The 23238-nt window shown below is 40.9% G+C and carries 26 protein-coding genes; 9 read left to right on the top strand and 17 right to left on the bottom strand.

From position 1 onward, the window contains the following. Window positions 1-201: 201 nt before the first annotated feature. Complete coding sequence (gene plsY / locus NDQ71_RS08960) at window positions 202-807, top strand: glycerol-3-phosphate 1-O-acyltransferase PlsY (protein WP_064668011.1); 606 nt, start codon at window positions 202-204, stop codon at window positions 805-807. 3 nt (window positions 808-810) lie between these two features. On the opposite strand, the gene tsaD is transcribed toward plsY, so the two are convergent. From tsaD to NDQ71_RS08975, 3 genes are read right to left on the bottom strand one after another with little or no spacing between them, the layout of a single operon-like run. Further along, window positions 811-1824 carry a tRNA (adenosine(37)-N6)-threonylcarbamoyltransferase complex transferase subunit TsaD gene (gene tsaD / locus NDQ71_RS08965; protein ID WP_192541826.1) on the bottom strand — a complete coding sequence of 338 codons (1014 nt, stop codon included), beginning with the start codon at window positions 1822-1824 and terminating at the stop codon, window positions 811-813. Window positions 1825-1872: 48 nt separating this feature from the next. Further along, entirely contained in the window at window positions 1873-2463 is a 591-nt protein-coding gene (locus NDQ71_RS08970) for a YjaG family protein (RefSeq protein WP_192541825.1), read from the bottom strand. Further along, entirely contained in the window at window positions 2456-2809 is a 354-nt protein-coding gene (locus NDQ71_RS08975) for a DUF2007 domain-containing protein (protein WP_192541824.1), read from the bottom strand. The genes NDQ71_RS08970 and NDQ71_RS08975 overlap by 8 nt, the downstream gene beginning before the upstream one ends. Window positions 2810-2885: 76 nt before the next feature. Here NDQ71_RS08975 and NDQ71_RS08980 point away from each other — a divergent pair, with 76 nt between their 5' ends. The 4 genes from NDQ71_RS08980 to NDQ71_RS08995 all read left to right on the top strand — a co-directional run bounded on the left by NDQ71_RS08980 (window position 2886) and on the right by NDQ71_RS08995 (window position 6615). Beyond that, window positions 2886-3293 (top strand): DUF2721 domain-containing protein, encoded by a 408-nt coding sequence (locus NDQ71_RS08980; protein ID WP_064668015.1) that lies wholly within the window; start codon window positions 2886-2888, stop codon window positions 3291-3293. A gap of 52 nt (window positions 3294-3345) precedes the next feature. After that, window positions 3346-4869, top strand: coding sequence for a DUF3369 domain-containing protein (locus NDQ71_RS08985; RefSeq protein ID WP_192541823.1), 1524 nt, complete (start codon window positions 3346-3348; stop codon window positions 4867-4869). Window positions 4870-4988: 119 nt separating this feature from the next. Further along, window positions 4989-5876: a LysR family transcriptional regulator gene (locus NDQ71_RS08990; RefSeq protein ID WP_064668017.1), complete on the top strand. Its 888-nt coding sequence runs from the start codon at window positions 4989-4991 to the stop codon at window positions 5874-5876. Window positions 5877-5994: 118 nt separating this feature from the next. Then, window positions 5995-6615, top strand: a complete 621-nt coding sequence (locus NDQ71_RS08995) for a 2OG-Fe(II) oxygenase (RefSeq protein ID WP_064668018.1) — start codon at window positions 5995-5997, stop codon at window positions 6613-6615. Window positions 6616-6617: 2 nt separating this feature from the next. On the opposite strand, the gene ubiA is transcribed toward NDQ71_RS08995, so the two are convergent. Together ubiA and NDQ71_RS09005 are read right to left on the bottom strand one after the other, a co-directional pair. Beyond that, complete coding sequence (ubiA, locus tag NDQ71_RS09000) at window positions 6618-7496, bottom strand: 4-hydroxybenzoate octaprenyltransferase (protein ID WP_192541822.1); 879 nt, start codon at window positions 7494-7496, stop codon at window positions 6618-6620. Next, on the bottom strand, window positions 7493-8038 hold the full coding sequence (locus tag NDQ71_RS09005) for a chorismate lyase (RefSeq protein ID WP_064668020.1): 546 nt from the start codon (window positions 8036-8038) through the stop codon (window positions 7493-7495). The genes ubiA and NDQ71_RS09005 overlap by 4 nt, the downstream gene beginning before the upstream one ends. Window positions 8039-8192: 154 nt before the next feature. Between NDQ71_RS09005 and NDQ71_RS09010 the strand changes: the two genes are divergently transcribed. Further along, entirely contained in the window at window positions 8193-8600 is a 408-nt protein-coding gene (locus tag NDQ71_RS09010; protein ID WP_064668021.1) for a flagellar basal body-associated protein FliL, read from the top strand. Here the strand turns inward: NDQ71_RS09010 and glpG are convergent. From glpG to NDQ71_RS09040, 6 genes are all read right to left on the bottom strand, one after another. After that, entirely contained in the window at window positions 8594-9424 is an 831-nt protein-coding gene (glpG, locus tag NDQ71_RS09015; RefSeq protein WP_192541821.1) for a rhomboid family intramembrane serine protease GlpG, read from the bottom strand. The genes NDQ71_RS09010 and glpG overlap by 7 nt on opposite strands. Beyond that, window positions 9421-9738: a thiosulfate sulfurtransferase GlpE gene (glpE, locus tag NDQ71_RS09020; RefSeq protein WP_064668023.1), complete on the bottom strand. Its 318-nt coding sequence runs from the start codon at window positions 9736-9738 to the stop codon at window positions 9421-9423. The genes glpG and glpE overlap by 4 nt, the downstream gene beginning before the upstream one ends. Window positions 9739-9804: 66 nt before the next feature. Further along, a complete protein-coding gene (gene tdh / locus NDQ71_RS09025) occupies window positions 9805-10830 on the bottom strand; it encodes an L-threonine 3-dehydrogenase (RefSeq protein ID WP_192541820.1) in 1026 nt (341 codons plus the stop codon). A gap of 54 nt (window positions 10831-10884) precedes the next feature. Further along, window positions 10885-12081: a glycine C-acetyltransferase gene (locus NDQ71_RS09030; protein WP_064668024.1), complete on the bottom strand. Its 1197-nt coding sequence runs from the start codon at window positions 12079-12081 to the stop codon at window positions 10885-10887. Window positions 12082-12240: 159 nt separating this feature from the next. Continuing rightward, window positions 12241-12789: a D-glycero-beta-D-manno-heptose 1,7-bisphosphate 7-phosphatase gene (gene gmhB, locus NDQ71_RS09035; RefSeq protein ID WP_301562629.1), complete on the bottom strand. Its 549-nt coding sequence runs from the start codon at window positions 12787-12789 to the stop codon at window positions 12241-12243. Further along, window positions 12782-13867 carry a glycosyltransferase family 9 protein gene (locus NDQ71_RS09040; RefSeq protein WP_301562630.1) on the bottom strand — a complete coding sequence of 362 codons (1086 nt, stop codon included), beginning with the start codon at window positions 13865-13867 and terminating at the stop codon, window positions 12782-12784. The genes gmhB and NDQ71_RS09040 overlap by 8 nt, the downstream gene beginning before the upstream one ends. A 127-nt stretch (window positions 13868-13994) precedes the next feature. Here NDQ71_RS09040 and NDQ71_RS09045 point away from each other — a divergent pair, with 127 nt between their 5' ends. After that, window positions 13995-14717, top strand: coding sequence for a 3-deoxy-D-manno-octulosonic acid kinase (locus tag NDQ71_RS09045; RefSeq protein WP_192541817.1), 723 nt, complete (start codon window positions 13995-13997; stop codon window positions 14715-14717). Window positions 14718-14720: 3 nt separating this feature from the next. Here NDQ71_RS09045 and hldE read toward each other — a convergent pair whose 3' ends face one another. The 3 genes from hldE to NDQ71_RS09060 are packed head-to-tail and all read right to left on the bottom strand — an operon-like array spanning window position 14721 to window position 18241. Then, the gene (hldE, locus tag NDQ71_RS09050; RefSeq protein WP_192541816.1) at window positions 14721-16160 is read right to left on the bottom strand and encodes a bifunctional D-glycero-beta-D-manno-heptose-7-phosphate kinase/D-glycero-beta-D-manno-heptose 1-phosphate adenylyltransferase HldE; all 1440 of its coding nucleotides are present in this window, start codon (window positions 16158-16160) and stop codon (window positions 14721-14723) included. Next, complete coding sequence (locus NDQ71_RS09055; RefSeq protein WP_192541815.1) at window positions 16160-16750, bottom strand: SIS domain-containing protein; 591 nt, start codon at window positions 16748-16750, stop codon at window positions 16160-16162. The genes hldE and NDQ71_RS09055 overlap by 1 nt, the downstream gene beginning before the upstream one ends. Before the next feature lie 33 nt (window positions 16751-16783). Beyond that, complete coding sequence (locus NDQ71_RS09060) at window positions 16784-18241, bottom strand: capsule assembly Wzi family protein (RefSeq protein WP_192541814.1); 1458 nt, start codon at window positions 18239-18241, stop codon at window positions 16784-16786. Window positions 18242-18394: 153 nt separating this feature from the next. Between NDQ71_RS09060 and waaA the strand changes: the two genes are divergently transcribed. Next, on the top strand, window positions 18395-19678 hold the full coding sequence (waaA, locus tag NDQ71_RS09065) for a lipid IV(A) 3-deoxy-D-manno-octulosonic acid transferase (RefSeq protein WP_192541813.1): 1284 nt from the start codon (window positions 18395-18397) through the stop codon (window positions 19676-19678). Continuing rightward, window positions 19671-20234: a DUF1415 domain-containing protein gene (locus NDQ71_RS09070; protein ID WP_192541812.1), complete on the top strand. Its 564-nt coding sequence runs from the start codon at window positions 19671-19673 to the stop codon at window positions 20232-20234. Before waaA ends, NDQ71_RS09070 begins: the two co-directional genes overlap by 8 nt. 20 nt (window positions 20235-20254) lie before the next feature. On the opposite strand, the gene NDQ71_RS09075 is transcribed toward NDQ71_RS09070, so the two are convergent. Genes NDQ71_RS09075 through NDQ71_RS09085 form a run of 3 tightly spaced genes read right to left on the bottom strand, consistent with a single transcriptional unit; the run spans window position 20255 to window position 23216 of the window. Then, complete coding sequence (locus NDQ71_RS09075) at window positions 20255-20590, bottom strand: YdbL family protein (RefSeq protein WP_064668033.1); 336 nt, start codon at window positions 20588-20590, stop codon at window positions 20255-20257. 9 nt (window positions 20591-20599) lie between these two features. Then, window positions 20600-20782 carry a YnbE family lipoprotein gene (locus NDQ71_RS09080; protein ID WP_064668034.1) on the bottom strand — a complete coding sequence of 61 codons (183 nt, stop codon included), beginning with the start codon at window positions 20780-20782 and terminating at the stop codon, window positions 20600-20602. Continuing rightward, complete coding sequence (locus tag NDQ71_RS09085; protein WP_301562631.1) at window positions 20775-23216, bottom strand: YdbH domain-containing protein; 2442 nt, start codon at window positions 23214-23216, stop codon at window positions 20775-20777. Before NDQ71_RS09085 ends, NDQ71_RS09080 begins: the two co-directional genes overlap by 8 nt. Window positions 23217-23238 lie beyond the last annotated feature (22 nt).

Consider the following 23238-nt stretch of genomic DNA (forward strand, 5'->3'; position numbering starts at 1 on the left):
TCTCATTAATTTGAGCTGAGTTAGGCTATAATTTGTATTTATAGCCCTTATACACGTTAAGTGTGTTTTATTATGTAAAAATTCCCCATACAATAGCGTATAGGTACAGTATGTACTTGCTATTTCATTTACAAAAAGTATGAATGCAATTTTTGCGGCCAATGATAGCCGAAAAAGTGCGATATAAAAATAAGGAAGCGCGTGATAGCCGTTTTAATGTTAGTTTTAGCCTACTTACTAGGGTCGATTTCATCGGCTATTCTAGTGTCGCGGCTGTTTAAACTACCCGATCCACGCAGTAATGGCTCAAATAACCCCGGGGCTACCAATGTTTATCGCCTTGGTGGTACTTTTCCTGCGTGCTTAGTATTAGTGTTTGATATTCTCAAAGGGACAATACCAGTTTGGGGCGCATACTTTTTACAGCTTGATCCACTGATGTTAGGACTGGTTGGGGTCGCCGCCTGTTTAGGGCATATGTTCCCACTATTTTTTCACTTTAAAGGCGGTAAAGCTGTAGCCACTGCTTTTGGTACATTGTTACCTATTGGTTTATCACTGGGTGGGTTATTAATTTCAACATGGGTCGTGGTGGTTGCAATTACTCGCTATTCGTCACTTGGTGCCTTGATCGCTGTTTCATTAGCACCGCTGTATACTTGGTGGATCAAACCGCTATATACATTGCCTGTTACTTTTTTAACTATCTTGATAATCTTTCGTCACAACGCAAATATCAAACGTTTATTTAGTGGTAAAGAGCCTAAAGTTGGCGACAAAAAAAAGCCGCCAACTGAAGATAAATAACAATTAGATTGCTTCTAAACTATCGATAGGCCAACGTGGTTTAGTTTTCATATCTAGGCTGGCAAATTGTCCAGCCTTTAGGCGCTGCATACCCGCATAGGCAATCATTGCGCCATTATCTGTACAAAACTCTGTGCGCGGGTAATATACTTGCCCTTTCATACCTTGCATAACCCGCTCTAGCTGAGCACGTAGCTGTACATTAGCACTAACACCACCGGCAATAACTAAACGATTAATACCGGTTTGTTTTAAAGCACGTTTACATTTGATCACTAAGGTATTAATCACTGCTGTTTGAAATGCGTGGGCTATATCGGCTTTAGTTTGCTCGTCATCGTCATTATCACGAATAGTGATTGCTGCTGCTGTTTTTAAGCCACTAAAACTAAAATCAAGCCCAGGTTTATCTGTCATTGGCCGCGGGAAGATAAAACGCTTAGGCACACCTTGCTCTGCAAGCTTAGCCAAACGCGGCCCTCCAGGGTAATCTAAGCCAAGTAACTTAGCTGTTTTATCAAACGCTTCACCAGCTGCATCATCTACTGACTCGCCTAATACTTGGTATTGACCAATACCAGCGACTTTAACCATCATAGTATGACCACCTGAAACTAATAAGGCGATAAAGGGGAATTCTGGGGTATTTTCCTCAAGCATTGGGGCCAATAAGTGCCCTTCCATATGATGCACAGCCACTGCCGGAATATTCCAACCATAGGCTAGTGAGCGACCAATTGAAGTGCCCACTAATAATGCACCCACTAGTCCTGGACCTGCGGTGTAAGCAATACCATCGATGTCCTCAGGTCCGCAACCAGCCTGTACAAAGGCAGCATCAATCAATGGCAACGTTTTGCGTACATGATCGCGAGATGCAAGCTCAGGCACTACGCCACCATAGTCCGCATGCACTTTTACTTGACTGTATAATTGATGAGCTAATAAACCTTGCTCATCATCATAAATTGCAATTCCAGTTTCATCACATGACGATTCAATGCCTAAAATTCGCACTGCAGTTTTCTCCCATGCCTGTTGGCACTTTTTAAAATAGTGAAGTAATTAAAGCGTAATACCAATGTTTGTTTGTCCATCAGCGATAGCATGCTGTTTGAGCGCTTTAATATTTTCAGCCGTTACTCTGCCCATCTGCTCAACAAAATCAATAAGTTCACCTAAAACGTCGATTTCATATTGCATTAATGGGTGCTCACGTACCGCTGTATTATCTGCCAACTCACCTTCCACTGTTAATTGATATTCAATGAAACGCGCAACGGTTGCCTGCGATATTTTACTAATGCTGATAAATTCTTGCTCATCTTTAGCAATTAAACCGTGCATTAAACCTAACAAAGCCGTGGCGGCATCGATCGCAGGATACGTACCAAACATATCGAAATCAGCAAGTTCTGGAACGTTTGGTTCAATTTTTTCAATTTGCTTTTCAAGGCTTATTTTACTTTTCGGCAGTAATATTTTTTCCCAACAAAGATTAAGTGCACTGCGTAAAATAGCGTCGTCACCAAACCCTGTTGCCTCACTAAATAAACCGTAATTAGGTAACATGCGCTCAATCAATGCCGCTGCAAGTACCGCTTGTTGCAAATAGTTAAGCTCTCGGATACGCTGAAAGTTATTCGCTTTAGTCATTATGTGGTGTCCTACAGGACCAACAAAAATCGAATGTCGGCCCATTATGCTCATTACAATTGGGACATACCCAATCAGGAGCGGATTGTTGTACTTGTGTGTAGTTTACCAATATTTGCCGCGCCTGGCGCTCTTTAATCGCAAAAACCTGCACTCTAACTTGAGTTTGCTCCAAAGGGATTTCCCCTACCGCGCCTTGTAAAGATTCACCAAGTAACTGGCAGTCAATATTATTGTTAAGAAAGAGTCCTTTCACAATATTTGCTTCTACAGCATTCGCAGCACAATAGATTGTTAACCATTCAAATGGTGCTTGGTCGGCATTGTTATGAATTTTATTTTGCACTAACAACCTCTTTTACTTTGTGAATGAATTACCCTAAGCTACTCTAAGCAAAGTAATTGTTATATAGGAAATAATCATGACCCTCACAACTCCTGGACTGCTATTCCCTGCAATCTCTTTGTTGTTATTAGCGTATACCAACCGCTTTTTAGTTCTCGCGCAATTAATTCGTGAACTCAATGCCCGCGAAGGCGATACTATACGACCTTTAGTTGTCGCACAAATCACTAATTTAAGAAAGCGCATTAAGTTAATAAGAACCATGCAAGTGTATGGCGTTGCGTCTTTTCTAATGTGTACGGTTTCGATGTTTGCGCTATTTATCGAGTTTAAAACCACCGGGGTGATTTTATTTGGTGTGAGTTTAGCGTGTCTTGCATTGTCCTTATTAACGTCTTTGTATGAGATACATATCTCATGTGATGCGATTGAAATTGAACTTAAAAACATTGAAAAAAAACCACTGAGCAGTAAGACAGACTAAAAAACAAGCACTATACTCTTTAGCAAGATGGTAAAACTAAAGGTGTGTAAATGTGAACGACTTTTTATTTTCAGAAGATGCCATTGAAGAATCTGACGCTCAAGCACCACACGCATTCTGGAATATCCTCGTTGTTGATGATGAAGATGATATTCATCAAGTCACTAAACTCGTGTTATCTGGCTTTACCTTTGAAGGTAAAACGTTACGTTTTCATCATGCTTACTCTGCTCAAGCAGCAAAAGAGTTATTACGCCAAAACCTAGATTTTTCAGTGGGTTTAATAGATGTTGTTATGGAAACCAGCCACGCGGGTTTAGAACTGATAAAGTTTATTCGCGATGATATTAATAACCACGATATCCGCCTTATACTGCGAACAGGTCAACCCGGAGAGGCTCCTGAAGAATCTGTGATCCGCGAATATGATATTAACGATTACAAAAATAAGACTGAACTGACCGCAATAAAAATGAAAACCTTATTGTACTCAGCACTGCGTGCACATCGCGATATTCAAATCATTGAGCGCCACAAAAAAGGCCTAGAAAAAATAATCAACGCTTCAAGCTCATTTTTAAAATGTGATAGCGTGCATGAATTTGCATCTACAATTTTATCTCATGTAACCAATGTTATGGGCTTAGATGACACTGAAATTTATTGTGCTGCGGCGGTTAATCAACAAACCTCACCAGCCACTGATTTTAAGTTGCTGGCAGCGTCAAGCGTGGAACCTGAGTCAAATACCAACATACTTCCTGATGATGTTAGGCAACTATTTGTTGAAGCTCATAATCGAAAATCATCACAAAAAACGACTCGTGATTATATTGGTTACTCTCCCACTCAAGCAGGTCTTGAAACCATGCTTTATGTCCGTAAAGGTTCATTTTTAGAAGCAACGGACTACCAACTTTTAGAGTTTTTTGCCAATAATATTGCCCTCGCTTACGATAACCTTAAGTTACGTGAAATGATGAAAGAATCACAAAAAGAGTTGTCGTATATTCTCGGCGAAGCCGTTGAAAAACGTTCAAAAGAAACGGGTTCTCATGTTAAAAGAGTAGCCCATTATAGTGAACTGCTGGGCAAGCTATATGGTTTAAATAGCTTTGAATGTGAAGTTATCAAACTTGCCTCACCATTGCATGACATTGGCAAAATAAGTATTCCTGATCACATTCTCAATAAACCTGGCAAACTCGATGAACACGAGTGGGCGATTATGCAAACCCATGCCGAAATTGGTTACGACATTTTGAAAAATTCAAATAACGAAATCTTAAAATGTGGTTCGATGATTGCCTATCTACATCATGAAAAGTGGGATGGCACTGGCTATCCAAATCAACTGGCTGGCGAAGACATTCATATTGTTGGACGCATTACAGCACTTGCAGATGTATTTGATGCATTAGGGAGCGATCGTTGCTACAAAAAAGCATGGCCTCTTGAAGATGTACTGGATTTGATCAAAAGCCAAAGTGGCAAACAGTTTGAACCTAAACTCGTGGATATATTTATTAACAATTTAGTCCTTTTTTTGGAGATAAAAGAGCGTTATCCTAACTGATAGTTGTAACATTTGTGTAAAATGCACTTTTCAAATTAGGTACAATGAATTACTATCTATTAAGTTAAAATCAATTATGTTCGCCACAGTGCGGCTTACTTATACAAAGGACTATAAAAGTGAGATTTGAACAATTAGAGCAGTTTGTAGCATTGGGTCAGCTACGCCATTTCCGCCAAGCGGCCGAAACAACCAAAATCAGCACCTCAGCATTAACTCGCAGCATTCAAACCTTAGAAGACGAAGTTGGTTATGAACTTGTCAAACGTTCAACTCGTTCTGTAAAACTAACAACGGAAGGCGAGCTTTTTTTAGAATATGCCCAAGACACGCTCACCAAGCTAGAAGACACTAAAAAACGTTTATTCCAATCGCTTAATGGCTGTTCAAGTGAAAAGCTTGTTATTGGTTACACCAATCATGCCAGTGCAATTGTGCCTATTTCATGTGGCCAATTTTTAGCACAATACCCTCATGTAAAAATTGAAATGCAATTACAAGAGCAAAGCGAGCTAATGCGTAAACTGCAGTTAGGTGAAATTGATATTAGCGTCTGCTCACAAGCCGTAAATAGCTTTGGCAATGACATACACTTACCTGATCAATTGATTTTATTTGTTGCAAAAAACCACCCTCTTGCTAATAAACATGATCTCTGTAAACAAGATTTAGCTGACTACCCTATGTATAGTTGTTTTTCACAGTCAAAACAAATTCAAACTATGCTTAATGAAGCTGTCGATAGCTTAAACAAAAGCAGCAGTATTAAAGTAGGCAGTATTGAGCAAGTAATGGAAGGGTTATGCAAATCAAACCATGTTGCTATTAGCAGTATTGAACATGCCAGCTCAGTTGCCGAAAATAGCAATTTACTCCAGTTAAAGACCAATAAAAGCTTAGCCCACGAGCAATTGATCGTTCAAACCAGCCAACACGTTGCTGCTGGTGAGCCAATAAATCAGTTACTGTCACTAATAGAAAAGACAGCGCTATCAATAAACTCTTAAATACGTTTTAGGTAAACCAAGCTGAAAGCACTTTTTAGCTTGGTTTGAAAATCTACAGTAGTACCTTCTGTTGTTTTTAAGCTAAACTACGCCCCTTCACTGCTATATAGTACAATTAATGAGCCTCAACCTGATCCCTGGACGTTATTTAACTGACATAGAAACGCGTGGCTACGCCGTGATCGAAAATATGTTTGATACAACACTGACTAATGCATTGATGCAAGATTGTTATCGTATTAACCCCAACTTTAAATTAGCAGGCATTGGCCGTCAGCAAGACTTACAAATAGATAAAAGCATTCGTACTGATAAAACATTTTGGTTTGATGGCACCAGCCAAGCCCAAATTGATTACCAAGCAGCGCTGGAAGACATTAGAATAAATTTGAATAGATATTTCTTTTTGGGTTTATTTGACTATGAATGTCACTACGCAAAATATCAACTGGGTGACTTTTACAAAAAGCACTATGACGCATTTAAAGGGCGCTCTAACCGTGTGTTTACGACGGTATTTTATTTAAATACTGTGCAATCAGGTGGTGAGCTTGTGATTTATAAGCCAAAAAGTAAAGACATTGAAATCACTATTCGACCAACAGCCGGTACGTTGGTGATGTTTGAGAGCGAGCGCTTTATGCATGAAGTATTACCTACAGTCGATAATCGTTATTCTGTCGCAGGCTGGTTTAGGAAAAACACTTCAATTAGTGGTGTTATTGATCCACCTCGCTAAATTTATAAGTTAAATGGCAAGGATGCCACTAAACCAATAAATACCACCATACCGACATAGTGATTGTTTAAAAAAGCCTTAAAACAGTGTTCTCTATTGCGATTATGGATCAGCAATTGTTGATAAACTAAAAACCCACTCGCTGCGCATAGACCTAACCAATACGGCAGTGCTAGTTGGCTCATGTATCCAATTACAGCTAATAGACCGACAAAGATACCATTTAACACAAAAATAATGATGCGATCGGCGTTGCCAAACAATATTGCCGTTGATTTTACCCCAATCTTCAAGTCATCATCTCTATCGACCATGGCGTACATAGTATCGTAAGCAACAGTCCAGGCAATATTTGCCGTAAACAGCAGCCAAGCAAGTAAAGGCGTGGCGCCTGTCACCGCCATAAATGCCATTGGAATAGCCCACCCGAATGCAGCCCCCAATACGACTTGCGGTAATTGAGTGTAACGCTTCATAAATGGGTAACTGAACGCCAATAACAGTGCCCCAAATGAGAGTAAAATAGTTTGCCAACCTAAAAATAACACCAATATAAATGCAATAAGGATCAGTAACAAAAATAAGCTCAGGGCTTCACCACTGCTGACCAATCCTGCAGCGAGAGGTCTTTGTGCGGTACGCTTTACCGCGCCATCAATTTTACGGTCAGCAAAGTCATTGATTACACACCCTGCACTGCGCATTACAAATACACCCAAACTAAACACCACGAAGTGCAGCAAACTTGGCATGCCATCACTTGCCAGCCACAGAGCCCAATAAGTCGGCCACAATAACAGTAAGGTACCAATGGGCTTATCTGTGCGCATTAATTGCTTATAATAAGGTAAATGGGCGGTATGTAAGGCGGCTAATTTCATAAGTATAGATAAGCTTCTGGTAAAAAAATCTCAGCGACTAAAAAACGACTTTGTGCTAATGAGAATACACTGCGACGTCCCCATAACGGCTTTATTACCTCTGAATATTGGCTGACAAGCTGCTGCACAGGATGCTGGCAATCAAACTGCGCAACTTCTATTTCGGTACGTTTAAGTTCTGGATGTTGAAAAATCACATCACCTAACGGCTTGTCTCCCAGCGCCAATAATTGTTGCTGCTGCATATCTTCTGTTACTGGTAGCCAACTTTGTGCATAAACCATAGGTTTTGCGTCACAAAGCAATAAAACTTCACGATTAATACCTAAAGGTTGAGAGCATGCTAATAGCTGTTGTTGCGCAGGGGTTAGTGAAAAGGTTTTTTCATTCAATACTTGAACGGAAAATTCGCTGCAATGTTGCTTTAATTTAGCCGTCAATGAGTTAGGTTCAAGTAACCAGTCTTGCTCATTGCCCGACAAAGAATTGATTGATGTGCCTAGCTGCCAATTTGCAGCTACAGAAACAGGAAAAGTGATCACGATAACTCTATTTAATAACAACCTTGTAAATGATACCACTGCCCGCGCTTAGGAAAAAGCGATGATTAATGAATATAATAGCTTCACCAGCCTGTATCTTAGCTATTATTACGTATAGACTAATAACTATTAATTGCAGGGCTTATTACTGAATATGAAAAAAACGCTATACGCAGGTATATTAATTAGCACGTTGTTTATTAGCTTATTTAGCAGCTTTATAAGCCGTGCAGAATCGACTGTCGGCTACTTTGGTTTTGAACCCGATATTATTACTAACTATATTGGCCAAAATAATAAAAAGTTAGGATATGTGCGTATTACTGTAGATCTAATGCTCAGCGATATGTCAACGATTGCTATTGTTGAACATCACACCCCGTTACTTAGAGATGCCTTAGTAGAAATTCTATCCAAAGAGTCTGAAGAAAAAATTAAATCACTGACTGGCCGTGAAGAGATCAGAAAGCGCTGCGCGGAAAAACTCAAAACCCTGCTAAAACAAGAAACAGGGCAAGAGATCATCCGCGAAGTATTATTTACTAAATACCTTTATCATTGAGGTTTAACGGTATTTTTAGTAAATAACTGAGCGGTAAACGCATAAGCCATACCGCTTAATAAGCCACCTAAGTGTGCCCAGTTAGCCATACTTACAAACAGCATATCGGCAAAGCCAAGTACTAACCAAATTAACATAAAACCGATAATACCATTGGTTACTAAAGCCGGTTGTTGTGGGTTCAATACCCGATGGATCCAGCAAAAGCCAAGTAAACCATATACAACACCACTTAAGCCGCCAAAGTTAGGGCCAACCATAATAAACTCAGCCCAATTACTAAATAGCGCGGCCACTAAAAATAGCCCTATTAAAGTACTTTTACCACTGAGTTTTTCAATACCATCGCCGAGCATGATCCACCACATAATATTAAACACTAAATGCACCGCACTAAAATGGACAATTGCTGGTGTCAGCCAAGTTAATGGTTGATCGGGTTTAAACTGTAATACGCTATAAATTGACTCAAAGCCACCGAGTAAGAAGGCAATGTAAATACCCACACATAATAAAGTGACCGTTTGATTTAACCAGCTGAGTGCTTTAAAGCGTGCTTTTAAATTCAATCCTTGGCCTTGGTAAGTCAATGACGATTCAGTACTGCCAACTTGCCATGATGCCTCTTGGTAGCGTGCATGGTTTGGGTTTTCAACAAATGCTTGCCATAATGATTGCGCTTGATGAAAGTGCTCAGGGGCAACACAAATAATTACCGTGGTGCCATCTGCTGAGCGTAACTCACCTTGTATCCCTTGGCTTTTTATATAATCAATAAAACCTTGCGCAGCACGGGGGTTATTTATACTACCAAGCTCTATCATCGCTCAACCTGCTCTGGTAGTTGTGCTTCCCACTGGGTAAAGCCGCCATCCATACTGTACACATCTTCAAAGCCTTGCTCCGATAGGTAATTAGCCGCACCTTGTGAACTCATTCCGTGATAACACACTATAATAATTGGCTGATCGAATTCTTTGTTCATCATAAATTCGCCAATATTAGCATTTGATAAATGCTCTGAACCCGGAATATGCCCTGCCTGATAAGAATTAGGATCACGAATATCAGCAATCACAACATCATCTTTGTTAAGTAGCGCTTGAGTTTCGGTAATTGAAATATGCTTAAATGCCATAGTACTCTCTTATAATTACAAAAAAGGCGACAAATGCCGCCTTTAATTTTCTTAACAAGTGGATAATTAATCCCAGTTAAGAATTACTTTACCCGATTGGCCTGAAATCATCATATCAAAGCCAGCTTGGAAGTCATCTATTGAATATTGATGAGTGATGATTGGGTTTAGATCAAGCCCTGACTGAATAAGACTGGCCATTTTGTACCAAGTCTCAAACATTTCACGGCCATAAATCCCTTTGATCACCAAGCCTTTAAAAATCACTTGATTCCAATCAACCGCCATATCAGACGGTGGAATACCGAGCATGGCAATTTTACCACCGTGATTCATGTTATTTAACATACCATTAAATGCAACTGGCACGCCTGACATTTCAAGCCCTATATCAAAGCCTTCGGTCATACCCAGCTCTTTAATCACATCTTCAAGTTTCTCATTAGCCACGTTAACTGCGCGAGTCGCGCCCATTTTACGGGCTAAATCTAGGCGGTATTCATTAACGTCAGTAATTACTACATGACGTGCGCCAACATGTTTTGCAACTGCGGCGGCCATGATACCAATTGGCCCTGCACCTGTGATCAACACATCTTCGCCCACCAAATCAAACGACAGCGCAGTGTGTACTGCATTACCAAATGGGTCAAAAATTGATGCTAATTCATCGCTGATGTTGTCAGGAATTTTAAATGCATTAAATGCTGGGATCACTAAATACTCAGCAAATGCCCCTTCGCGGTTAACGCCTACACCGGTTGTATTGCGGCATAGGTGGACTCGCCCAGCGCGACAGTTACGGCAATGACCACAGGTAATATGACCTTCGCCTGAAACTCTATCACCAACGTTAAAACCACGGACTTCTTGGCCCATATCAACCACTTCACCTACATATTCGTGGCCTACAACCATAGGAGTAGGAATAGTGTTTTGCGCCCATTCATCCCACTTGTAAATATGCACGTCAGTACCACAGATAGCGGTTTTGCGAATTTTGATTAATAAATCGTTATGCCCAACTTCAGGTTTTGGCGCATCCGTCATCCAAATGCCTGGTTCTGCTTTTAATTTAGATAATGCTTTCATGAATCACACTCAATAAAAAAACCGCAGCCAAGGCGACGGTTTAAAATAAATTAATTAGATAATGCCCATTTCTTTGCCAATACGGGTAAAGGCGTCAATTGCTGTATCTAATTGCTCAATACTGTGCGCAGCAGAAATTTGTGTACGAATACGTGCTTGGCCTTTTGGTACAACAGGGAAAGAAAAACCAGTCACGTAAATACCTTCTGCTAATAACTTATCAGCCATTGCAGACGCAACTTTAGCATCACCTAACATCACAGGAATGATGGCGTGATCTTTACCGGCACAGGTAAAACCAGCCGCTTCCATTTGTTCACGGAAGTATTTTGCGTTTGACCATAACTTGGCACGTAGCTCACTGCCATTTTCCAGCATTTCCAGTACTTTGATTGATGCTGTAACAATTGAAGGCGCTAGTGAGTTTGAGAATAAATACGGACGAGAGCGCTGGCGTAACCATTCAACAATTTCTTTTTTACCCGATGTATAACCACCTGATGCACCGCCAAGGGCTTTACCTAAGGTACCGGTAATAATATCAACGCGATCTAATACGTTGCAGTACTCAGGTGTGCCTTTACCATTTTCGCCAACAAAACCAACGGCATGTGAGTCATCAACCATCACTAGGGCATTATATTTATCAGCCAAGTCACAGACGGCTTCTAAATTACAGATAACGCCATCCATTGAGAACACACCATCAGTGGCGATAAGTTTTGTTTTGGCACCCGCTTCATCAGCTGCAATCAACTGCTTTTCCAAATCCGCCATATCGTTATTCGCATAACGGAAACGTTTAGCTTTACATAAACGCACGCCATCGATGATAGATGCATGATTTAACGAATCAGAGATAATCGCATCATCAGCGCCTAAGATAGTTTCAAATAACCCAGTGTTAGCATCAAAGCATGATGAATATAAAATAGTGTCTTCAGTTTCTAAAAAGGCACTAATTTTTTGCTCTAAGGTTTTATGAATATCTTGCGTACCACAGATAAAACGAACAGAAGCAACGCCAAAACCATGGTCATTTAAGCCGTTTTGTGCAGCTTGAATAAGCTCGGGGCTATTTGCCAAACCTAAATAATTATTAGCACAAAAATTAATAACCTTGTCACCAGAAGCCACTTGGATTTGAGCTTGCTGCTGTGAAGTGATCACTCGCTCATTTTTGTACAAACCTTCAGCTTTTACTTCATCAATTTGCTGCTGAAGCTGGCTAAAAAACGCAGATGCTCTCATCTGAAATCTCCAATTTATTGAACGGGGCGAGCGAACATGAATTAACACGGCTCATCTTTGCCGCTATTGTAAAAGTTTAGTCAAACAAATGCACTGTTTGTAGTTCATCGCATAAATAAGGACTGACAACTTTTGCTGCCAGTTGTTTGTGAATGAAAATTATTTTAAAAGTATTTCTGCTAAATCAGCAAGGGAGTCACACACATGATGCGCATTAGCGATCGCAGTCTCATCAAAGCTTTGCCCTGAGCGCACTAACACACACGTGGCTATATTGGCAGCTGTTGCCGCTTGCATATCGCTGAGTTTATCTCCGACCATAATACTTTGCGTTGGATCTATATGATACTCAGCGATGCCTTGCAGTAACATTCCTGGCGCTGGTTTACGACAATCACACTCTTTGAGGTATTCGGGTAATGCTTTTTTCGGGTGGTGCGGGCAAAAATAAACATCTGTCACCGTTACTTGATGCGCAGCAAATTGGGCAATCATCCACTGTGTTAAAGCGTGAAAATCCGCCTCTGAATAGTAACCACGGCCAATCCCCGATTGATTAGTTACTATGATCAGTTTGAAGCCCGCATCAACAAACGCCTTACATGCAGTAAATACGCCTGGTACAAATTCAAACTTGTCCGACTCATAAACATAACCATGATCAATATTAACCACGCCATCACGGTCTAAAAACAGGGCCTTATTCATATTGCTCCCCCTCTGTTTGCAGCAGTTGCTCTTTCTCAACCACAAGGTCAAACATCAAAGTTACTTCATCAACACTTATTTGGCTCATTAGGTCACTGCCTTTAACCCGCACGCCCCATGGCAATTGTTCAGCGGTTTTACCAGTTTGCTTAAGCAAGTTTTGATGATAAACCTCGACGACATAATTTTGATATAAATAAGGGCCAGTACGCTTTGGATTCGAGTGGGCATATAAACCAATAACCGGAGTGCCTACGGTAACTGCCATATGCGCAGGGCCAGTATCCGGTGCTAATACCAATGCCGCTCGCTTTAATACACATAACAGCTCTTTAAGCTTGGTTTTACCCACTAAATTAAGGATAGGCGTTGTCGTGGCTGCAATAATCTCATCACTCAGCGTCACTTCAAGGGGAGTTGGGCCACCCGTGATCACCACATGAAACCCTTGCTTGTGGGCATGCTCTGCAAGCTTAGCATAGCGTTCAGCCAGCCAATTGCGCTCTTTTTTACTGGCAGCAGGGGAAATCACAAAAATTCGCCCAGCTAACCGCTCCGTCCCTAGTAACTCATCTGCATTGCTTTGATCCTGTTCGCTGAATGGCATTTGCCAGTTAGGCTGATAATCTGCTACACCTATCGCTTGCGCAAAACCTTTAAAGCCTTCTAACACATGCGCTTGTTGCTGTGGTGCTATGCGTTTATTAATAAATAAACTATGTAATTCTTTTGAGCGCGCCCAATCAAAGCCAATTTTAACTTTAGCAGGGATACAACGCGCCACTAAGTTAGCCCGAAGCGCCACTTGCATATGCAGTAGCACATCAAACTTACGGCCTTTAAATTGTTGTTTTAGCTGCTGATAGGCAGCCTTACCTTGCTTTTTATCAAACACCACCAGCTCAACACCTGGTAGATCAGCCAGTAGCATGGCTTCAACTTTGCCGACCACCCAGGTGATTTTTGCACTAGGGTGCGCTTTTTGAATGGCTTGCACCGCAGAGACGCCATGGCAAACATCACCAATAGCTGAAAGTCTTAAAATACAAATATCTGAATAAGTGATTGAGTCAGTCACAGAAGTCCTTAGCGTATGCTTGGTAATTGTGATGATCTTAAATTAACCGCTCGCTATTGCAAGCACTTATACTAGGCTTTAAAACAGGTTAAGATACCGTTATCGCCTGTAATTAAGTAAATACATTATGTTTAATCAACAAACCATCAATGAGCACATCATTTTAAGCCACCCAGAGTACAGCGCTCAAGTTAGCTTAAATTGGTTTGATAATGAATATTGGCAGCAGCAAGAAAAGATCGTCGGCACAAAAAAAGGCCGCGCCACGGCTTGGTTTTTTTGTCACCACGACTTAACAGCCGTACTTAGGCATTATTGGCGTGGTGGTTTAGTGGGTAAAGTATTAAGCGATCAATACCTTTACAGAGGCATTAAAAACACCCGTGTTTACCAAGAGTTTGCGCTGATGATGCAACTAATTGAACTCGGTTTAAACGTGCCGATGCCGATTGCAGCAAAGATCAGTGTACAAGGTTTAATATACCGCGGCGATATTATTACCCAAGCGATTACTGGCGCGCAAAGTGTGCTGGATGTACTAAAAACTCGCCCTTTAACGAAACAAGAGCTTGAGCAAATTGCTCATACTATTGCGGATTTTCATAATCATGGCGTGTATCACGCTGATTTGAATATTAACAACATTCTCTTTGATGAAACGGGCGAGGTATATATTATTGACTTTGACCGCGGTGAACTAAAACCCCCTGCCAGTCATTGGCAGCAAGCTAATATGACTCGCCTTGCTCGTTCATTTCATAAAGAGCAAGGCAGAAATCAAGTCATGCATTGGCAACCAAGCGACTGGCAGCAGTTACACACAGCATACCAGTCCACTCTAAAAATATAGCCGTTAAGCCTTTATTTTACTGATCACTTTAGACGTAGAGCAGCCATTTAGAAATTCAAGGACTTCTACTTTTCCACCATGGCGAAGTACATGTTCAGCACCGGCAATTTGCTCAACCGTGTAATCGCCTCCCTTTACTAAGATATCAGGGCTGATCAGTTCAATTAATTTAGCGGGTGTATCGTTTTCTTCAACTGCACCAAATGGAATAACCCAATCAACTGATGCCAAAGCGCTCAGCACCATGGCCCGCTCATCAAGTGGGTTAATTGGACGCTCAGGGCCTTTTAAACGCGTGATTGATTCATCGTTATTTAAGCCAACCACTAAACGGTCACCACGTGCTTTAGCTTGCGCTAAATAGCGTACATGCCCTGCATGAAGAATATCAAAACAGCCATTGGTAAACACGATAGTTTCACCATTTTGTTTTGCAAACTCAATGTGTTTCAACACATCATCAAATGGAGTTTGATAATGCTCACCGGTTTTTTGTAAATATTGACCTAGTTTACGGCTTAGCTCTTCAGGCGATACGGTCGCAGCACCTAATTTACTGACTGCAATACCTGCAGCAAGGTTAGCAATTTCAACCGCATCTTTTGGCTGCATGCCAGCACCTAACATCACCGCCAAAGTTGCAATAACTGTATCTCCAGCACCAGTAACATCACTGACTTCAAGCTGTTGCGCTGAAAAATCGTGTTTTTCATCAGCACTGATCAGCGACATGCCTTGCTCTGAGCGCGTTAACAGCATAGCTGCAACACCAGCATCTTTAATTAATGCCCGCGCGCTATCAGTTAAGCTTTGCTCTGAACCCGTTTTACCACCGGCGAGTTTAAACTCATTTAAATTAGGGGTGATATAGTCAGCGCCCCGATATAAATTCAAATCGGCTGATTTAGGGTCAATTAATACTGTTTTTCCAGCATTTTTTGCTAATGTAATCATTTGTTGGATCAGGCTTAATGAGCCTTTATTGTAATCAGAAAACAATACAAAATCGTAATCATCAACAACTAATTGCAGACGATTTAACAGCAATTGGCTGTGTTGCTCAGTAAACATCTCTTCTAAATCAAGGCGGACAACTTGCTGATGACGGCTAATTACGCGCATTTTTGAAATCGTTGGTAACTCACACACACTCACTAATTGTGAATCAATTCGCTCTTCAGCCAGGATATTCTCTAAAATTTGCCCGCTTTCATCCTCACCAATAAGACCAAGTAAACCAACTTTACCATCTAGCCGAGCAATATTTTTTGCCACGTTGGCTGCGCCACCCGCTTTGTCTTCAAACTTACTGACTTTGACAATAGGCACCGGTGCTTCTGGAGATATACGCCCTGAGTCACCATGCCAATAGCGGTCAAGCATCACATCTCCAACCACTAATATCTTTGCGTTTGACAGGTTCTTAAATAACCCTAAATCCATTAATTTTGCCCCGCTACGACCATATCGATGGCTTCACATAGCCAATGACCAATAAACATATGCGCTTCTTGAATACGCGCTGTTTCATCATTTTTAATAATAATCGGTAATTTCGCGATATCTTTAACCTTACCACCATCACGGCCAGTAAACGCAACTGTATAAGCGCCAATTTCATTTGCCGCCGCAAGCGCCAGATTGATATTAGCGCTAGTACCAGAGGTAGTTAAACCAATCACTAAATCCTCAGGCTTACATAATGCAAGAACCTGACGCTCAAAAACCGTATCAAAGTGATAGTCGTTACTGTGTGCGGTTAAGATTGATGTATCGGTTGTCAATGCCATTGATGCCAACGGACCACGTTCTAATTTGTAACGTACAACAAACTCCGCGGCTAAATGCTGGGCATCTGCTGCGCTGCCACCATTACCAAACCAAATCACTTTACCACCGGCTTGCAAAGTACTATGGCACACCTCAAGCAATTGCATTACTTGCGGATGATAGGTTTCCATCGTCTCAAACAATAGTTGGTGACGGGTTAAACTTTCAAGGTAGCTGCTCGCTACAGAATCAATATTAGACATGGGTAATCCTCTTAAAATAAGTCTGACTAGCTACTACCAAAAAAGTGCCACAGATAGCCACGTATAGTTTTCACCAAATACATCTTCACCATAGGTCAACGTAGTTTCAATATTATATTCTTGCCATTTTCGGTTATTGCTTAGCTGTAATTCAATCGCTTGCTCGTAATCATCACCCAACTGCCCTAGTTCATTCAAGTAATTACTAGTATTGTCAACTAAAGTAAATTTAGCACGCCATAAAGAATGTAAGTTCTCATTATATGCCATTTCAATAACATGGATATCACTAGGCGCGGCATCACCAAAGGTACGCTGATCCCCTGCAAAATGACCAAAAACAAAACCGTCTTTTGTGTTTCCATAGGTTGGATAAATAGCATTCACATACCATAAGCTTTCCATTTTGGTATATTCGTAACGCAATGCAATATTGGGTGTAAGTGTTGGTAAAAACAGCCCTGCACTGGTGGCCAAGTTACCAAGTTGCCAATTATTATGATTATTGGTATCTTCACCGCCATATTCAAAGTATAGCTCGGCTGGCATTCCCCAGTTAAAGTTAAAGCTCGAGGTTATAGAGGCCCATTGATCCCCTAATTCATTATCTCGGCCACCTTCAACCATACCTGCATTATCATTACCAGCGGGGTCAAAAAAAGCCTTAACTACATCACTAAAACCAACCTCTCGAGGCCCTCCGCCAAACTGCATCATGCGATTTAAGCCAATCTTCCAGCCAGATACAGGCTCAATGCTGATATGAGTTCCGGCTAAACGTGGTGTGCCGTCATGTAGTTCATCTTGATATAAAATACCCTTTTCAACATGTTCAAGTTCAGAGTAATAAAGCTCAAAATCAAAGTTCCACCAATTGTGCGCAGGTGCCACCATGCCTAATGAAATCGATGGTGAAGTTCGTGCATTAGTCGAAATAATTTGTGCTGATTGTTTAAATGGTGAAAACCAATGCTCTTTATAGCCAATATTCAGCTGTAAATCATCGCCAGCAAAACTAACAAAACTATTATAGTTAACTAATTTATTTTGTTTGGCACGATAATCAGCACCTACTTGCACTAAACTGTAATCATTAGGGCGCCAAATACCTTCAAAAAATACCTGACCCCACTCATCAGAGCTAACCCCCCGTTGATTTGCAAGTTTAGTTGATTGATTCCCATCAGCTCTAAGCTTTACACCAACACGTGTAATATTGTCACTACCTTGATAAGGCTTTATTTTCGCACGTATTGCTGACACTAAACTTGGTTGTGAGTTTTGCAATTTATTAAGCGCCGCTTCAACTTCCGTTAAGCGATAAGGCTTGGCCATCGGCGTGCCAGAAGTAAGCGCAAATAAAGTATCGAGCTGATGATCAAGCTGTGCATCCATGCCTATCGGTAAGTATGCAGTAGGTGTTGCAAATGCAGAGAATGCGCAACTTATAAAACTGGTTAATACCGCGGCTTTTATCAATTTGAATTTCATAACGACTATATTTTTCATAAAGGTAGAGAAATATTACCAAATTAGCTGCAACTAAACACTCAAAACTAGCTGTTGTAACGATTTTTAACAATTTCGCATTTTGCTTAACGGGTATCCGCGTTATCATTGACCTTTATACTTTGAGGCTAGAAAATGGCACGCTTTTTTTACTCACTTACTCTTTATCTGCTAAGCCCAGTTATAGGCTTTTATTTATATGTACTAAGAGGCAAAAAAAATGCAGGTTATCGTGCCCACTTCGCGGAGCGATTCGGCTTCATTCGCACGCACAACCCGCAAAGTAAAAAGCCAACAATTATGATTCACTGTGCGTCAGTTGGTGAAGTACTTGCGGCAACACCTTTAATTAAAGAATTGCAAAATCAGCAGCCTGACTATTCGATTACGCTCACCTGCAACACCCCTACCGGACGCGAGCAGATTCACGCCAATTTTAAAGATTCAGTGCGATGTGTCTATTTACCGCTTGATTTCCCCTGTGCCACTGCGCGTTTTTTTAAAAGTCTCCAACCATCATTATTATGCATTTTAGAAACCGAACTTTGGCCAAACCTGCTTGCGCAAAGTAAACAGCGTAATATTCCTGTTCTAGTACTCAATGCGCGATTATCGGCTAAATCCCAGCAGGGTTACCAAAAAGTAGCACCGCTAACACGTACACTGATGAATTCTATTTCCGCATTGGCGAGCCACAATCAAGACGACGCCACTCGCTTTATCGAACTTGGCCTCAAACCAGAAAAAGTACAAGTAACGGGGTCGATTAAGTTTGATATCAAACCAGGCGCTGAACAATTATTAAAAGTTGCGACTTTAAAAAGCCAATACAACAAGCAACGTTTTATTTGGGTTGCCGGTTCCACACACCCTATTGAGCATGAATTAATCTTAACTGCACATCAGCGTCTTTTAGAAGTTGCGCCAGATGCGTTACTAGTCATAGCCCCACGCCACCCTGAGCAGTTCGATAAGGTAGCAGCCTTGCTTGCCAGTTCAACATTAAGCTTCAGCCGGCGCAGCCACAACAACTACCAAAATGAACACGTACTGCTTGGCGATACCTTAGGTGAGCTGCAATGTTTATATGGCATGGCTAACATTAGTTATATTGGAGGGAGTTTAATTGAGCGCGGTGGTCACAACCCTCTAGAATCTGCGGCTTTTTCTGTGGGGGTCTTAAGCGGCCCACATACCTATAATTTTAACCATGTTTATCCTGAGCTTATTAAGCTTGGGGGTTGTATCCTAGTAAGCGATGTCACAAGCTTAACAGAGCAGTTAATAAAGCTTTACCAGCAACCTGTATTTTGCCAACAGTTAGGCTTACAAGCTGCGCAATGTGTTGCAAATAATCAAGGCGCCATAGCCAAAACCATCAATATCATTAACAAATATTTAGAGCCTCACAATGACTAAACTCATAAATACCACATTAGCAGAGCAGCAAACCCGCCTTTGGGTATCGAATGTCATTGTTAAATATAACTTTTGCCCTTTCGCTCGCAAAGAAGTTGAGAATAATTGTATTCATTATCAAACAAGTCTTGCTACCAGTATTGATGACGCGGTTATGGAAATGATTGAGCAGTGTATAGAACTTGAAAGACAACCAGCACGTGAAACAACATTACTAATGTTTGAGCAGGGCTTTGCTGATTTTGAAGCGTTTTTAGATTTAGTGGATTTAGCCAATGCACTGTTAGTAGCACAAGGCTTTGAAAGCAAATACCAAATAGCAAACTTCCACCCAGATTATGTATTTGCTGATAGCGATGATAGTGATGCAGCTAACTATACCAACCGCGCACCTTTTCCCACCTTACATTTAATTCGCGAAGCCAGTATGAGCGCTGCATTAGATGAATACGACGAGCCTGAATCTATCCCTGAGCACAATATCAACTTAGCCCGCCGTAAAGGCATTGATTTTTGGCAGCAGCTACTTGCAGGGTGTAAAAAACCTAGCGCCTAAGCGCTAGGTTAAGCATTTCGTTATTTTTTAACCCATTCGCCGTTCACTTCAATAAAGTGACCGGATTGAGTTTTTTCAATCGTCTTTGCCGCCGCTAATGCTTCAACCTGAGCAAGCGACAAATTGTTCTTTTTCGCAAGCTTTAAATATTGTGCTTTACGTTTTGCGTTAATTTCATCAACAACTGCTTTAGCCTCTGCATTTTGTACCACAAGACCTAAATAACCCGAGCTGTCTTCGCCTACTAAACCTTGGTTTTTGGCATCATCTAAACTAATAGCCCACGCCGAAAACGACAAACAAACGGCGCTCAATAACGTGATTATGTTTAGTTTTTTATTTTTTACTCTGCTCATAATGGTTCCTTAGAATAATTCGCTATCATCACTAAATAAATTGTCGAGTTCTTTGTCAACTTTTACACGGATCTCATGATCAACTTTCACATTCAAGTTAATCGTGATCGGCTCTTTTGCTGCCACCTCAACACGATGTGTGCATGCACTGAGTAATCCCAATACTGTTAATATCACTAACCATTTAGTCATTATTACTTCCTTCTGTTGAATACTGTTGTTCAACTTTTTGCGTAATTTCATCACTTAAGCGTAATGCACGTAATAGCGTAAACACATTTTCTTCATGATTGTAGTTAAAGTTAACTTGCTGCGCCTGCGGTTTATTATAACCTTGTAAATTAACGCCTAAGGTCATCCAACCATCGGGCTTTAAATTAACACTACTTTTAATACTCTGAATATCTAAATCTTCAAGTAGCCCTAATATAGGGCCTAACTCTTGCTGCTGCGCTTTGACCGCATTAAAAGCGGCATTATTAGTGATCAGTAACTTAGCCGCTCCTTGATTAGTGAGCTGACCATCCTTCACCTCAATACCTGAGTCAGTAAAATACACCGGTAACGTACCCGCAACTCGCCCCGTTAAACTGACTCCTGATTTTTCATCAAGGGAGATTACCTTACTGGCATCAATATTTTTAAATGTAAGCAGTGCTTGCTGAGCTTGCTCTGTTACTCGGTACTTATCGAGTATAAAACTGCCGCCCATCACTTCCCCGTTAAGTGTTGTTAGCACAGCTTCATTATCTTGCAGTTGCAAAAAACCCGTTATATTTTCAACAATCGCACCGGCACGTAGTTCATTGATATCAAATTTAGTCGGCTTAACATTAAGCTGCCCTGAATCATACCGCCCTACCAATTGGCTATTAAAGCCATTGATCAGGTAATCTGTATACAAGCCATTTACGCCCGTTAGCTGTACAGTAAGATCAGCCGCGAGTAAATTAATATCCCCTTTGAGCTGCGCCGTAACAGCACCATCGGTTAATGTCGCCAGCGGAGCAAACTGATGTAAGATGGGATTAAATCGCGCTATCGATTGCTCCGGAATAATCACTTCAACAGGGTGCGCTGTGCTACTCATATGATGCGTAACTATCACTTCAATATCATCAATCATCACTTGGTGTGAAGCTTCTAATGCACGGCTTTGCATGCCTCGAGAGCTTACCTTGATATTGTTAAGATCAATTAACTCACTTTGTAGTGCTGCTAAACTAGTTTCACTGGTTATATCAATAAACAGTTCCCCCGCCCCTAGGTCGCCAGAAGCATTCAAGTTATTTTTTAATTGCGTTAATTTATAATCACTGACATTAATTGTATCAACTTGGCTTACAAGTGCTGCGGTTGTATAACGTTGCTCATTAATTTTTGCTGTTAATGTTCCTTGATACTTGTTTACCGTTAGCTCATCAACAGCCAGCTTACCAATTGCTAACTTTGCAGACAGTCGCCCATACGCCGCAGTTAAAAAGTCTTTTACAGTAAATTCGCCGTTACTGGCTAGGTTTTTTGCATCCACGGCTATAAAGTCAGGCAACTGCACTAAATCTAATTGATACGTGCCTACAGCGTCATGATTAGCCACATGAGTGGTTAAACTAAACTTTTTAATGTCATCATTTTGCAGCGAAAAAGCAAGCCCAGCTTTTAAGCTGTTGGGCAAATCATTAATATTTACATTGAGGTTATTTACTCTTAACTCGCTTGTAGCAGCAACAAGATTAACGGTATCTAGTTGTAGGCTATTATCCTGCCATACTATATGTGCTGGTAATTGCAGTTGCCAATGAAGTGGTATTTGCTTGGCAATAAATTGCTGTTGCTTTGTATCTGCTGTTAATTGTGCAATTTGCTGCAAACAGTGCGCTTGTGCGTCAAGTGAGCTTGTTAATTGCTGCGCAGCCAAAGTTAACCGCTGAGAGTTTAAGTCATACTGGCTACTCACATTACCGTTAACCTGTAATGTAATTGCGCAGTTTTCAAGCTCAGCGATGTATTGAGCATCAATCTGTGAATCAAGCGCTAAACTCAAACCATCAAAACTAAAATGATTTTGGCTATTCATACTCAACTGAGCAATATGCATCATTTTACTAACTAGCTCATCATCAAGTTTTACTTGCCCGGTTACGCGATTTGTAAATAGCGACGCGCTAGCCGTTATATCGCCACTAACATCAAATTGATTTATATTGGCTTCATGGACACTAATAGCCAGTGGCTTTGCTAATTGCGAATGTGAAATCACTAGTCGCTTTACCGTCAAAAGTGGCCTGCTTTCAATCAGTGTTAATGCTAATTTTTTTGCCTTAGATGATTCAGCTGATGCAGCAGGTGTAACTAACCTAAGGTTGGCACGGTTGATAATTACCTGTTTGGTATTAACGGTAATATCTGCAAGTTCTAGTTGTTGACCTTGGTAACCAATACACGCACGCTCTACATGCAGATCTAGATTGCTCGTTAGCGACCAATCCAAACAATGCAGTTCAACACCTGAATTCTGTAAAGAAGGAGCCACAAAATGCAAAGTGATCGGCATGCGAAAAACATAACCAAGTGTAAGTACACTTAGCAATAGAATTAATAACCCCCAAGCTACACGTTTAAACATATCATCCTTAAAATAATTTTGA

The organism is Pseudoalteromonas sp. KG3 (genome assembly GCF_030436385.1).
Lineage (GTDB): Bacteria > Pseudomonadota > Gammaproteobacteria > Enterobacterales > Alteromonadaceae > Pseudoalteromonas > Pseudoalteromonas prydzensis.